This window comes from Spirosoma sp. KNUC1025 (genome assembly GCF_045160025.1).
Lineage (GTDB): Bacteria > Bacteroidota > Bacteroidia > Cytophagales > Spirosomataceae > Spirosoma.
Genome location: NZ_CP087139.1, coordinates 1,611,409 through 1,625,272 on the forward strand (window position 1 = coordinate 1,611,409; position 13,864 = coordinate 1,625,272).

9 protein-coding genes are annotated in these 13,864 nt (G+C 47.2%); 7 read left to right on the forward strand and 2 right to left on the reverse strand.

Going from position 1 to position 13,864, the window contains the following annotated elements; all coding sequences use genetic code 11:
- Nucleotides 1-179 precede the first annotated feature (179 nt).
- The 4 genes from LN737_RS07075 (at nt 180) to LN737_RS07090 (ending at nt 4,845) form a co-directional block, all read left to right on the forward strand.
- A complete protein-coding gene (locus tag LN737_RS07075) occupies nt 180-896 on the forward strand; it encodes a hypothetical protein (RefSeq protein ID WP_405517449.1) in 717 nt (238 codons plus the stop codon).
- Nucleotides 897-993: 97 nt separating this feature from the next.
- A complete protein-coding gene (locus tag LN737_RS07080) occupies nt 994-1,443 on the forward strand; it encodes a DUF5990 family protein (RefSeq protein ID WP_405517451.1) in 450 nt (149 codons plus the stop codon).
- A 392-nt stretch (nt 1,444-1,835) separates the two neighbouring features.
- Nucleotides 1,836-2,267, forward strand: coding sequence for a DUF1801 domain-containing protein (locus tag LN737_RS07085; RefSeq protein ID WP_405517453.1), 432 nt, complete (start codon nt 1,836-1,838; stop codon nt 2,265-2,267).
- Nucleotides 2,268-2,760: 493 nt separating this feature from the next.
- Nucleotides 2,761-4,845, forward strand: a complete 2,085-nt coding sequence (locus LN737_RS07090; protein ID WP_405517455.1) for a DEAD/DEAH box helicase — start codon at nt 2,761-2,763, stop codon at nt 4,843-4,845.
- Nucleotides 4,846-4,908: 63 nt separating this feature from the next.
- Here the strand turns inward: LN737_RS07090 and LN737_RS07095 are convergent, their stop codons facing one another.
- Nucleotides 4,909-6,078, reverse strand: a complete 1,170-nt coding sequence (locus LN737_RS07095) for an alginate O-acetyltransferase AlgX-related protein (protein WP_405517457.1) — start codon at nt 6,076-6,078, stop codon at nt 4,909-4,911.
- Between the two features lie 17 nt (nt 6,079-6,095).
- Complete coding sequence (locus LN737_RS07100; protein ID WP_405517459.1) at nt 6,096-7,535, reverse strand: MBOAT family protein; 1,440 nt, start codon at nt 7,533-7,535, stop codon at nt 6,096-6,098.
- A gap of 271 nt (nt 7,536-7,806) precedes the next feature.
- On the opposite strand from LN737_RS07100, the gene LN737_RS07105 reads away from it, so the two are divergent.
- The 3 genes from LN737_RS07105 (at nt 7,807) to LN737_RS07115 (ending at nt 13,842) form a co-directional block, all read left to right on the forward strand.
- Nucleotides 7,807-8,886 (forward strand): SGNH/GDSL hydrolase family protein, encoded by a 1,080-nt coding sequence (locus LN737_RS07105; protein ID WP_405517461.1) that lies wholly within the window; start codon nt 7,807-7,809, stop codon nt 8,884-8,886.
- 136 nt (nt 8,887-9,022) lie between these two features.
- The gene (locus LN737_RS07110; RefSeq protein ID WP_405517463.1) at nt 9,023-11,398 is read left to right on the forward strand and encodes an ABC transporter permease; all 2,376 of its coding nucleotides are present in this window, start codon (nt 9,023-9,025) and stop codon (nt 11,396-11,398) included.
- A 74-nt stretch (nt 11,399-11,472) separates the two neighbouring features.
- Nucleotides 11,473-13,842 carry an ABC transporter permease gene (locus tag LN737_RS07115; RefSeq protein WP_405517465.1) on the forward strand — a complete coding sequence of 790 codons (2,370 nt, stop codon included), beginning with the start codon at nt 11,473-11,475 and terminating at the stop codon, nt 13,840-13,842.
- The last annotated feature ends 22 nt before the right edge of the window (nt 13,843-13,864 follow it).

The window sequence follows — 13,864 nt, forward strand, 5'->3', positions numbered from 1 at the left end:
GTCAGTAAGAGAAAAGCTGGCAGAAAAGTTTGCAAAATCGGCAGGCCGGTAGCCTGATCGCAACTTGGGGCTGGGTTGAGACTTGCAACCAGCGACAAAAGTATTTTAATAACGGAGACGGCTTACCGCATAATTTCTATTCAAAAAACGATGTGTGAAAACAATGAGGCAACCAAAAAATGACACACTCCGACAATCTAGAATTAAAAAAGTGGTTGACTGACCACATTGATTGGAATACTGCTTCACGTCCTTTGCTTTTAAAAAATTTCTTCCCGTATAACTTTGATAATTATTTAGCTATTCTTTGGACACCAGGGATTATTGACAACTTTCCCTTTACTGAAATTATATTTCCACCAGATACAATTGAACAGACAAACAAGAATATTGAAATTTGGCGAACCTTCAATGTATTGGATGATATTAAAGACGATATTTATACACGTACAACATTCAAAGAAATTTCAAAGAAATTCAAAATACACTATGATAGGAATATAATTTATAAATTTGACTACAGCTCAAGAGGCTTGACCACACTCTTCCCAAGCACGAAAATTACTTTAGAACGCATCATTAAATCTTTAAGCAATGACACTTTAAATCTTTTTGTTGAGGACTATTGGCGTTGGACAATCGTTAATTTTTTGCTTCCAGTTGCTAAAGACGTTACTTACAACGTAACTGATGAAGAATTTCTGAAATTTATGGATGATACTTTTTATGACGCAAGTGCATATTTTTTTCCAGATGACAAAAGCTGGTGCTTAATAAATTTAGAGGACTTAAATTTTTCTATCCTTGCTTTCGACAATAAACATTTGGTAACAGTAAACAATTTAAATATTGTCGACAGTTTTAATATAAGCCCTGAGGATAAACTGTTTGATTGAACTTGGCCCTTGTGCTTGATTTGCCGCCTGAACGCAAAGCCCCATACCGTTGTGTGCCATTTGTTCAAACACTTTAATTATTGAATTCTATACATTCATGAATCAAGAACTAACGCTAAAAATTATTTTAGAAAATCCGCCTAGCGGAGTCGACTTCGGATTACAAAAAGGTAGTGGCAGTAAATATGAAACAATTCAAATACAACGATCCAGCGATAAAAATTTGGAGTTTGAGTTCCCTATTATTGTCAAGCTTAGTGAAGATGGACCCCCAAACTTTCTTGGCGTATTTGTTCAAGGCCCGCCCACTCAACGTTTCATTTATATAGATATTGGAACATGTGCAGGACAAAAAGACACAGTTTGGAGTCGAAGGCTAAAAATCCCTTTAACTGGGATTGATTTAAAGACTATCAAAGAACTTTCAACTAATAGCACTAAGGTTCTGGAGGCAAAGGTTCCTGGCACAGGCAAAGACAATGGACCAAATTGTGCAACTGTAAAGCCATTTGCCGGATGGCATATTTCCAATCGGACTTTAAAATAAAACAACACACAACATGGGTTTTTATGCGAGTGGGTCTTGACGAATTAGCTTCAGCAAATTAGTTTGGGCCGGGCAAACATCGTTAGGCATTAATTGTTAACTTCATCAAAATATTTTCAATCAGCATTGGTTCGGGCAGACGGAATTCTATTTTCCAATCTGAATAAAGCCCTGTACGTCCCCTGTAGTATTTAAGCTGCCAGTCAACTTGGAACATTTGTCTATCGAAATTTTATTCTTTGGCTGCTCAATGGTGACCTGTTTGTCAATAAAAGCAGAAGTGGATTTATGCATTCAATAGGTCAGTACAAAAGAGTGATTTTTTAGGTATTTACACAATTACATCACCAAATCACTTCGGGAAAAAAGCAGTCTTTGTTTCACTAGTTTATATGAACGTACAGGAACAAATTGCAAACTACATTTCCAGCCAGCCTGAGCCCAAACGTAGTGACATGCAGGAGTTGCATGAACGCATACGTCAAGTGACGCCAGACAGTAAATTGTGGTTCGACGACGGTAAAAACAGCGAAAATAAGCCGGTCAGCAATCCTACTATTGGCTATGGACTTCAGACAATAAACTATGCGAATGGCAATACGAAAGAGTTTTTTCAAATCGGTTTGAGCGCAAACACAACCGGCATCTCTGTCTATATTCTTGGTTTAACTGATAAGGCGTATTTAGCCCAGACCTACGGCGAAAAACTTGGCAAGGCCAAAGTGACCGGGTATTGCATTCGGTTCAAAACGCTAAAAGACATAAACATTGCTGTGCTTGAAGCAGCAATACGGTACGGAATTGAGAATTCACTCCAGAATTAGTGCTACAGCTAGTAGGGCGTTGGCCTTATAACAGACATCTGTACAACTGTAGCTAAATCGCCTTCTCTACGATTAATCCAATATTAATAAGCATACACTTGCTTTTTCGGGAATTTATTCTTAGTTTTGCACCAGATTTTACAAGCGACATCCGTCGCGTCTCTGTTTCTCTCCTTTTTATACGCTGAGTTAGGTCTGACAGAGCCAGGTACGGATGTACAGGATGGGTTTTCTGTGTGGACGCTTCATGAGTGAAGCACTTGCGCGTGGGCTAATCGTCAATCGGTCGTACCGGTACCGCTGATGAGCAATAGGATTGCTTCGTTGGCTACTGGTTGTTGTCTTTCCCCTTTGAAAAGGGTTGGGGGAATATGGGGTCCTTGTTGGGTCGTTGGGGCAGCTTCGTTCGTTGGGCAATTCTCGCAGTATCGCGCCGTTCACCGGCACACACTCGTCTTCGCTTGGAGGTTTATAAACATTTATTTCCAAGTTAATGAAAACGAAAAAAACAAAAACGGATGTTCAGGAAGACGTTCTGGACACAGATCTGGCTGTAGTAGACGCAAACGATATGGAAGCGCCTGTGGCCAATACGGAAGTCCTGCAGGTTGTCGATGAACTCATCGAAGTAGAAAATACACCCCTCGAAAAAGTACCTGCCGATGAGCAGCCTGCTACACCAAAAACCGACCCGAACCAGATTTTATTCTCCAGCTTAGGCATTTCTGATGAACTGCTGCAGGCTGTAACCGATATGGGCTTTGTGAGCCCATCACCCATTCAGGCCGAAGCCATTCCGCCGATTCTGGCTGGTCGCGACGTAATCGGTCAGGCTCAGACAGGTACGGGTAAAACCGCTGCTTTTGGAATCCCGGCGCTCGAACTGGTTGATATTCAGGATCGTTCGGTTCAGACGCTTGTTCTTTGCCCAACGCGTGAACTGGCGCTGCAGGTTGCCGACGAAATTCGGAAACTGGCTAAACATAAGCGGGGTGTTCGTATTGAAGCGATCTACGGTGGCGATTCCATTGAGCGGCAAATCCGGTCGCTGAAGAGTGGTGTGCATATCGTAATTGGTACGCCCGGCCGTGTAATGGACCATATGGAACGGAACACGCTGAAACTCGACCACGTCAAGATGATGATTCTTGATGAAGCTGATGAGATGCTGGATATGGGTTTCCGCGAAGATATCGAGAACATTCTGGCTGATATGCCCGAAGAGCGGCAGACGATTCTGTTCTCGGCAACGATGTCGAAACCCATCATGCAGATCACGCAGAAATTCCTGCAAGACCCTGTGCTGGTGAAAGTTGTCAAAAAAGAATTGACCAACACCAACATCGAGCAGGTGTATTTTGAGGTGAAACCGAAAGCGAAAGTTGAGGTGATGTGCCGCCTGATTGATATGTACGATCTGAAACTGCTACTCGTCTTCTGTAATACGAAGCGTAAAGTGGATGAAATCGTTGAAGATCTGCAAATTCGTGGTTATCAGGCCGAAGGTCTGCACGGCGATCTGCGTCAGGCGCAACGGAATAATGTAATGAGCAAGTTTCGCGCCGGTACGACCAGCATTCTGGTTGCTACGGACGTAGCGGCTTGGGGTATCGACGTTGACGATGTTGATGCTGTTATCAACTTCGACATCCCGCTCGACGAAGAGTATTATGTCCACCGTATCGGCCGGACGGGCCGGGCTGGTAAATCAGGCCGGGCGTTCTCAATGGTCGGTCGGGATGAGAAATTCCGGTTCCGCGAAATCCAGAACTATACGAAAGTACGGGTTGAAAAAGGGGTAATTCCATCCTTCGAAGATATCGTTGGCATTCGTAAGGCTCGTTTTATCGAGCAACTACAGCAAACGATTCAGGAAAGTAAAGACCTGAACCTGTACGACGATTTACTGACCCAGTTGCACCATGCAGGCTTCTCGACCGAACAGGTCGTAGCGGCTCTGGTAAAACGTAGCATGGGTATCGAGAAAAACGAGTTTGCAGATCAGAACCTGGGCCTTGAAGATGATCGTCGTCGCGAGGGGTCAGATCGCCGTGATCGCTTTAGCGAGCGTGGTCGTGGTGAAGGCGCTGGTCGGGATGAACGTCGGGGCGGCTCTCGCTTCGGTGAACGCGATGATCGTAGCCGGTTTGGCCGTAACGACGCATCAGATCGTAACGACCGGGGCGGTTCACGTTTCGGACGTAACGATGGCCCTGATCGGGGTGGTTATGGTGATCGCCCCCGGTTTGACCGTAACGACCGGGCTGCTGGTCCGCGCGAAGGTGGTGGCCGTAATGGTTACTTCGAGCGCGACGATAAGCGTGTACCCCGTGAGCGTGAAGCCAACATGACCCGTTTGATGGTAAGCATCGGCCGTCGTGACTACGTTCGGCCTGGCGACATTGTCGGCGCTATTGCAGGCGAAGCCAACATTCCGGGCAACAGCATCGGCAGCATCGACATCTTCGATAAGTTCACGTATGTCGACGTACCGAAAGACGTAGCGAATCGTGTTGTCGACGCTATGGAAGGCAATACAATCAAAGGCCGTCGGGTAAATATTGAAGTAGCCCGGTAATACGTCTTTTTTCAGGTAATAAAAACGCCGGACAGTCGAAACTGTCTGGCGTTTTTTTATGGTTTATAATTTGGGTCTGCCTAAAAAATCGATGTTACGTTCAACAATCTCAATGACAACGATATCAGGCCGTTCGGCTCTGGCTAAGTTCATGTCTAGCTGATGATTACGTACAAGGTACGATTCCCGAAAATAGCCCGGTACAAACTGGTTCATCCAATAGCTGAATGAATCACCCAGCAAAAGCAGCTTGGGTAGGTTGGTGGATAAGCTGACAAATCGTTCAGACGGAAGATCCGTTTCCCGCGGCTTTGTTGATTCGGTCTGCCGAACGCGCAGGTAATCCGGCAGCGTAATTTTATATTGAATGGAATCGGTAAGTTCCTGATTCATAGCCAGCATTGTGGTCAGGTCTCCGCCGTACCCTTTCAGCGCCTGTACCTGATAGTCTGCCAGGCGGGGCTTGGGGATCTGCGGAAAATCCTGCCGAATCTGATCGACCAGCGTTAACGTAGCAATTAGTGAGCCGTAAAAATTCCAGTGCGTATCGGTCTGGCAATACACAACATGATTGACTTTGGCCGCCGTCAGCGCATTCCGTACATCCACTACCGGAACCGTTGTATGGCTACGTAAAAAATCCCTGATTCGATTGAAGTTGGCCTGACTGTCTTTCGTTTGCAGGTGATCGGGTAAGTTTTCGGGGTAAACGGTGTATGAATCGGGCGCTATCAATATATAAAGTTTAGTACCCTGAGCTGCCAGTTGTTGCTGGTAGTTCGTCAGGCGCTGGGCTACAGCCGCCAGCGTATCTGGATTGATTGGTAGTCCCTGATGGCGATCCAGAATCTGGTTCATGCTGTTGCCCGGATAGAACCAGCCATTTTTGCCCACAACTACCTTCTCGGGTAAAGGCGATGTATGCAAAACGTGGTATTTCCACTGGCTGTACTGGTAAAAGAGCGCGTTCCGCCAGCCGAAATTCTCTTTATAATACTGATTGAATTGAGCAATAAAGGTCTGAATGTGCGGGTATTGGAAAGTAGGGAAAGGTGTCAGAATTCGCTTTTCTGTACTTGCAAACCCAGACGAAAGCCCGAGCCATTGATCCAGCGTGGGTAGAGCCAGTAATACCGCAAATCCCCAGGCCAGCATTTTCGTTTTGAACCGGCTCTGAGTCCGACTATTTTTTTGCGGAGCTTTCTGTTGTGAATAGCTGTCTTTCACTTCCATAGGTGGGATTAGTAACGTTAGAACCGAAAGTAGATAAACGGATTGTATGTATCGGCAGCCAGGTACATAACCGATAAGACAAACAGGCTAAATAAACCAGCCACATACACAGAATCGAGCAGGAAACGTACCGATACCAATCGGGCCATCAACCGCTCCCACCCTCGTTGGAAATGGGCGTAAACAGGGGTGGCCAGCACAATACCGATCAGGAGCGAGGCCACCACTTCAGCGTTTAAAAAATGCGCTGGTGCGTACATGACGCCTGAGGTGACAGGGGTTGAAAAGCCCGCCATCTTCGTCAGGTACGTAATGGCTTCAGAAAGATTTTCGATTCGGAAAAACACCCAGCCAATAAGTACGACGAGCAGCGCATACGCATGAGCGAAAAACGGCCAGATTTTTTCCAGCCGTTTGCCCAGGCCCGCCCGCTCGATGAGCAGAAACAAGCCGTGATATAAACCCCAGATAATGAAATTCCAACTAGCGCCATGCCATAAGCCTGTTACAAAAAAGACAATCAGCAGGTTACGATACGTACGAAATTTATTGCCCCGGTTACCGCCAAGGGGTATGTACACATAGTCGCGAAACCAGCTCGACAGGGAGATGTGCCACCGTCGCCAGAAATCCTGAATGGAACGGGCAATGTATGGGTAATTGAAGTTCTCTTTGAAATCGAATCCGATCATTTTTCCGAGACCAATGGCCATGTCCGAATAGCCGGAAAAGTCGAAATAAATCTGAAGCGAATACGCAATAATGCCCAGCCAGGCGGTTGCGGCCGGATAACTGTCTGACGGCGTGTTGAAAATACTATCGGCCAGACTGGCAAATGTGTTGGCTAGTAACACCTTTTTCGCTAATCCAATAATAAACCGTTCGACCCCGATGCTAAATTTCTCGATGGTGGTGGCGCGTTCTGTGAGTTCAGGAGCAATGTCGGCGTAGCGGACAATGGGGCCCGCTATCTGATGCGGAAACATGGCTACGTACGTACCGTAATCCAGAAACCGGCGGTTAGCCCGAATCCGGCCCCAGTATATATCCAGTGTATAGGAAATTCCCTGAAAGGTATAAAAACTAATGCCGATGGGGAGGGCAATGTAAGGTAGGGTTAGATGATCGGCAACGGATAGGCCAAAAACGCTGGCGAGACCTCTGATCGAATCAACCAGAAAATTGGCGTATTTGTAATAGAACAACAGTGATAAACTACCCACCAGAGATACCCACAAACCGGCCCGGCGTTGGCCCCGCTCGATAAGTTGGCCCGCTACGTAATTAATAAACGTGGACAGCAGTAAAACTAAAACAACAGGACCTTCTCCCCAGGCATAAAAAAACAGACTGGCCGCAAACAAAAATGCATTATGCCAGTATTTGGGTAATAAGTAATAAACAAGTAAAAAGAATGGTAAGTAAAGGAATAAGAAAATTCCTGAGCTAAACAGCATATTTACAAGGGATGGTACGCAAAATTACTTTTTTGTCCAGCAAAGTTACACGCTTGCTTACTTATAATGTTTAAACGGAGGGCTTCTCATTGTGCCCGGCAGGGCGATGATGAACCATGAATAAGGAGGCTACTGGCGAAAAAATGCCCGCTATCGGCCAATTCTAAAACGGGTGCGATCAACTATTTTTTAATTTAAGTGAATCGGGTTATTTGTTTCATTCATTCATACATTGTAATCTATTGACGGATTAATACCACAGTTCTGATTTATGTTTATTCAACGAAAGTCTTACCTGGGCACTTATAAAAAAACGGTCAGCTACGTATTTGCTGTTCTGTTTTTTGTATCAGGTATTTATAGTTGTACTAGTAATTATCCGTCTCAGTTTGGTTTGCCGCCCGCGCCCGCTCCGCCAACGCCGACTCCCCAGTCTGACTCCGCGAAGAATTGTCCCTGTCCAACCGCCACACCAGCTTCGTCAACAACGTCGGCTCCCGCCCAACCGGCTGAGCCTGATACGTTGCGGGTGCCAGCGCCCCGCTTTTCGCCCGATGGCGGTACGTTTTATATGAGTACGGATGTGCAGCTTGCCGCCGATTCATTACCTCCTCAGGCCGTTATTGAGTATTCTCTCGATGATGGAGCAAGCTGGCAATCCGGCTCAAAATTTACATTAACGACGGGAGGTAAAATTCTGACACGCATTCGGGCCGGTACAAAACATTCTGGCAGTCGGTCGGCTTCGTTCAATCTTTATTTCAAGCGCATGCTGATTATTGGCAACAGCATTATGAGCCATGCACCCGCGCCTGATCTGGGTTGGTATAACTTCAACGGCATGGCTGCTTCGGCACCCGACAAAGATTTCGTCCATTTGTTAACCGCTAATTTACAGAGTCTATACCCCGCCCTGACGGTTAAACTGCAATCGGGTGGGAATTTCGAACAGCAATTTGGCAAACCGGATTACTCAGTTGATGAATTCAATGCCGTTCTACAGGATGTTAAACCGGACCTGATTATCGTTCGGATTGGCGAAAACATGGACGATAACCAAGCCGCAAGCCGTAATCTGGAAGGGCAATTTCGGTTGCTGCTCGATAAATTGGCCAACTATGGTCAGCCCGTTCGGATCGTTTGTACAACTAGTGTCTGGTACAAACCGAACTACGATGCGATCGTTCGGAAAATAGTCCCCGAAAAAGGGCATACGCTGGTTGATCTGGGCAGTATGGTTGGTCAGGCCAAGTGCTTCGCCAGTGAATACAAGAATCCGGGCGTAGCAGCCCATCCCAACGACGTAGGCATGCAATACATTGCCGATATGATCTGGCAAAAACTGCGGTAATACGTATTGATCAAGCCAGGAAGGTAAGCAAGGCCGGGCGGTTTTGACTGTCCGGCCTGTTATTTATGGCCAAACCCGTCTATTGATGCAACATCCGGAATGAGCGCCTGTCTTTGGGCAAACTTCCTGATGCGCTATGCTCCGCAATTACCTGACCATTGCCCTCCGAAACCTTTCAAAAAATAAGGCGTATTCGTTTATCAACATTTTTGGGCTGGCTGTGGGTATGGCCGTTGCCATGTTGATTGGCCTGTGGATTTACGACGAGTTGTCATTCAATAAATTCCACAGGAATTACGACCGGCTGGCTCAGCTCTACGTGAATCAGACCTTCAACGGCCAGACCGGTAGCAGCCGGGCCATATCGCTGCCTTCGGCAACGGAAGTAAAAAATAAATACACCTCAGATTTTACCGACGTATCGCTGGCATCCTGGAACTACGGGCATTTGCTGGTTAACGGCGACAAAAAAATCAACAAAGAGGGAATGTATGCGGAGCCTGCTTTGCCGAAAATGCTTTCGCTCAACATGCTCAAGGGCAGCTATGCAACCGCCCTTAAAGAACCCGGTTCCATTCTGCTGTCGGAATCGGTGGCCAAAACCCTGTTTGGTGAGGCTGACCCGCTCAACAAGATCCTAAAAATTGACGCCAAAAATAATGTAAAAGTAACGGGCGTCTTTGAGGACCTTCCGTTCAATTCGGATTTCTATCAGGTGAATTTCTACTTGCCCTGGAGCGCGTATCTGGCCGATCAGCCGTGGGTAAAAGAATCGCTGCAGCAATGGGGCAATCACTCGTTTCAGTGCTTTGCGCAAATTGCCGACCGGGCCGATATGCAGTCAGTTTCGGCAAAAATCAGGAACGTAGAGAAAGCGCATGTATCGGTCAGCGAGAAGCCGGAGTATTTCCTGCATCCCATGAGCCAGTGGCATTTGTATTCCGATTTTAAAAATGGAAAAAACATCGGAGGAGGCATTCAGTTTGTATGGCTCTTTGCGCTGATCGGTGTGTTTGTGCTGCTGCTCGCCTGCATCAATTTTATGAACCTGAGTACGGCCCGCTCCGAAAAACGCGCCAAAGAAGTAGGCATTCGCAAAGCAGTAGGTTCGCTTCGGCAACAGTTGATCGCGCAGTTCCTGAGCGAGTCAATGCTGGTGGTTTCCTTTGCGCTGGTTATCGCCCTGCTGATTGTGCTCATCGCGTTATCGCCTTTCAACGAGTTGTCGGGCAAGCAGGTCCGTTTTCCGTATGCGAATCCGGTTTTCTGGCTGCTGATTCTTGGGTTCTCCCTCATAACTGGCCTCTTGTCAGGTAGTTATCCGGCGTTGTACCTATCGTCATTCAATCCGTTGAGCGTACTGAAAGGAACGTTTAAAGTAGGTCGGTGGGCGGCATTGCCGCGCCAAGTATTGGTGGTCATTCAATTTACCGTGTCCATTACGCTGATCATCGGTACCATCATCGTTTTTCAACAGATTCAGCACGCTAAAAACAGACCCGTTGGCTACGACCGGTCGGGCTTACTACAAATTTCGATTGGTCCCGGCCTCTCCGGAAAATACGATGCCCTGCGTGATGATTTGCTGAAGTCGGGCGTGGTGTATGAAATGAGCCAGTCATCAAGCCCGACAACGGGCGTATGGTCGAATCAGATCGGTTTTGAGTGGGAGGGTAAAGATCCTAAATCATTGCCGCTATTCGGGATTGTGGCGACAAGCCACCATTTCGGCAAAACCATTGGCTGGAAAATTCTGGAAGGGCGTGATTTCTCACGCGACTACTCTACCGATACGTCGGCTTTTATTCTGAACGAAGCTGCCGTTAAGCTAACCGGTCTGAAAAACATTGTCGGCAAAACCATTCGCTACGACGGCAAACCCATGCAAGTAGTGGGCGTAGTGAAAGATATGGTGATGGAATCACCGTACACGCCCATCAAACCAACCATTTTTCTGGTGAAATACGACTGGTCGAATATTTTTAATGTGAAGCTACAGCCGAATACGCCGGTAGAAACAGCGCTCAAAAAAGTTGAAGCCGTCTTCAAAAAGTACGATCCTGACAATCCATTCGACTTCAAATTCACCGACGACGAATATGATGCTAAATTCCGAACGGAAGAGCGGGTAGGTAAACTGGCGCGGGTATTTGCGGTACTGGCGATTTTTATTTCCTGCCTGGGGTTGTTTGGCCTGGCTTCGTTCATGGCTGAGCAGCGTATCAAAGAGATCGGCGTTCGGAAAGTGCTGGGCGCATCGGTGTTCAGCTTATGGGGGCTGCTTTCCCAGGATTTCGTCCGGCTGGTATTGCTCTCCTTCCTGATCGCTACGCCTATTGCCTGGTATTCTCTGGACGACTGGCTCCAGCAGTATGATTATCGCACCACGATATCATGGGCAATTTTTATCCTGTCAGGTTTAGGGGCTGCTGTTATTACGCTACTGACCGTTAGTTACCAGGCTATCCGTGCCGCCTTAATGAATCCCGTTCAATCACTACGTTCCGAATAGCGGGGATCGAGGTGACTGGAGCAAGGCGTAAAACTAACCTCTGCTCCGTGCTCCTTGCGCCCTGCCCCAACCTTATGCTACGCAACTACATCAAAATTGCCTGGAGAAACATCCTGAAGAACAAGACGTTCTCCTTCATCAACATTCTGGGACTGGCACTCGGTATGGCCTGCAGCCTGCTCATTATGATCTGGGTGCAGGATGAACTGCATGTGGATCGGTTTCATGCCAATGATAACCGGCTGTACCGGGTCATGGAAAATCAATTCTATACGGGCGTTGTCAATACGTTTGCCTCAACGCCCGGCGTACTGGCCGAGAATATTGTCAAAGACATTCCTGAAGTTCAGATGGCCAGCCAGGCGCTCTGGGAGGAGTCGCCGTTGTTTACCGTAGGCAGTAGGTTTGAGAAAGAAAAAGGGCGTTACGTTCAGGGGGATTTCCTGACCATGTTTTCGTTTCCGCTTAAGGAAGGTGATGCCAGAACAGCACTTAAACGCCCTGATGGACTGGTAATTTCGCAGAAACTGGCTGACAAGTATTTTAAGGGACAGGACCCAATGGGTAAAACTGTACGGATCGATAATAAGGACGACGTAATGGTTACGGGCGTACTGGCCGATATTCCGGAAGCGTCGTCTCTGAAGTTCGATTTTCTAATGAGTTACGACCGCTGGCAGAAAACCAACAAGTGGTCAAAAGATTGGGGCAACAACGGGCCGCGCTGTTACGTAATGCTGGCTCCGAATGTATCGGTCGATAAGGTCAATGCCAAAATCAAAAATTACGTCAAAACCAAAAACAAGGATAGCAACGTAGAGCTGTTCCTGCAAAATTATGGCGAATCATACCTCTATTCGAAATGGGATGCGGGTAAGCAGAACGGCGGCCGGATTGAGTACGTGAAAATCTTTTCCATTGTTGCCATCTTCATTCTGGCCATTGCCTGTATCAATTTCATGAATCTGGCGACGGCCCGGTCGGTGAAACGCGCCAAAGAAGTGGGCGTACGGAAAGTAGTGGGCGCTTACCGGAACAGCCTGATGGGACAGTTTCTGGGCGAGTCCATGCTGATTACTCTGCTATCGCTGGGTTTTGCCGTACTGATCGTACTGCTGGTTATTCCTGTTTTTAACGACTTAACCGAAAAGCACCTTTCGCTCGACTTTTCCAATCCTGCGCTTCTCCTGCTGCTGGTCAGCCTGGCGATCATAACGGGCCTTGTTTCAGGAAGTTATCCGGCCCTGTTTATGTCTTCGCTCAATCCTGTTGTCATTTTGAAAGGGGCGCTGAAATTCAAGTCGAGTGCTACGTATTTCCGGAAAGGCCTGGTTGTACTGCAATTTGGTTTATCCATTATGCTGATTCTGGGCACGATTGTCGTGTATCGTCAGATTCAGTTTATCCAGACCAAAAACCTCGGCTATGATCGCGAAAATCTGTTGTATATGCCGCTGGAAGGCGATTTGCAGAAGAATTTCCAGACGTTCAGGCAGGAATTGGAACAGCAGCCAGGCATCAAAGCCGTAACCTGTGCCCAATCGGACCCGCTCGAAGTAGGAAGTTCAACGCAGGGAGTTAAGTGGCCCGGAAAAGACACAACGCAACTGATCCTGTTCAGCCAGAATGCCATTTCGTATGACTACGTCAAAACAATGGGGATCAAACTGCTCGACGGTCGTGATTTTTCGCCTGAGTTTAGTACCGATACGAGCAACTACCTGATCAATGAGGCATCTGCCCGCAAAATGGGCTACAAAAATCCGGTGGGTAAGGAAATGACTATGTGGAACAAGAAAGGGAAAATTATTGGGCTGATGAAAGATTTCAATTACAACTCCCTCCACAATGCCATTGAGCCGCTGATTCTGCATTTGCAGCGGGGTGTTGCCGATACCACAAACAACTGGGGCAGCATACTGGTCCGGACGCAGTCGGGTGAAACAAAACGGGCGGTGGCTAGTCTGGAAGCCACGTTCAAGAAATTTAATCCGCACTACCCGTTCAAATATTCGTTTACCGATCAGGAGTTTGCGAATCTGTATAAAGCCGAAAACACGGTTAGCAGGCTGTCCAGCTATTTTGCGTTTCTGGCCATTTTTATTTCGTGTCTGGGTCTGTTCGGGCTAGCCGCTTTCACGGCCGAGCAACGTACCAAAGAGATTGGCATTCGGAAAGTGCTGGGGGCCAGCGTAACAAACCTTGTCGGGATGTTGTCGAAAGAGTTTATTCAACTGGTGCTGGTGGCCTCACTCGTTGCGTTACCGCTGGGCTGGTATTTCCTCAGCGGCTGGCTCGAAAAGTATGCGTACCGAATCGATTTTGAATGGTGGTATTTCGTAGCTGCTATTTTTATGGCGGTCCTGATTGCTTTGCTTACCGTCAGTTTCCAAAGCATCAAAACGGCGCTGATAAATCCGGTTAAATCACTTAAAACGGAATAAAGGGAGGAGGGAACAGGCAGAA

Bases quoted from the DNA above. Each gene is read 5' to 3' on its own strand.
- LN737_RS07100 (WP_405517459.1), bottom strand. From the start codon at position 7,535: ATGCTGTTTAGCTCAGGAATTTTCTTATTCCTTTACTTACCATTCTTT.
- LN737_RS07075 (WP_405517449.1), top strand. From the start codon at position 180: ATGACACACTCCGACAATCTAGAATTAAAAAAGTGGTTGACTGACCAC.
- LN737_RS07095 (WP_405517457.1), bottom strand. From the start codon at position 6,078: ATGGAAGTGAAAGACAGCTATTCACAACAGAAAGCTCCGCAAAAAAAT.
- LN737_RS07085 (WP_405517453.1), top strand. From the start codon at position 1,836: ATGAACGTACAGGAACAAATTGCAAACTACATTTCCAGCCAGCCTGAG.
- LN737_RS07105 (WP_405517461.1), top strand. From the start codon at position 7,807: ATGTTTATTCAACGAAAGTCTTACCTGGGCACTTATAAAAAAACGGTC.
- LN737_RS07115 (WP_405517465.1), top strand. From the start codon at position 11,473: ATGCTACGCAACTACATCAAAATTGCCTGGAGAAACATCCTGAAGAAC.
- LN737_RS07090 (WP_405517455.1), top strand. From the start codon at position 2,761: ATGAAAACGAAAAAAACAAAAACGGATGTTCAGGAAGACGTTCTGGAC.
- LN737_RS07080 (WP_405517451.1), top strand. From the start codon at position 994: ATGAATCAAGAACTAACGCTAAAAATTATTTTAGAAAATCCGCCTAGC.
- LN737_RS07110 (WP_405517463.1), top strand. From the start codon at position 9,023: ATGCTCCGCAATTACCTGACCATTGCCCTCCGAAACCTTTCAAAAAAT.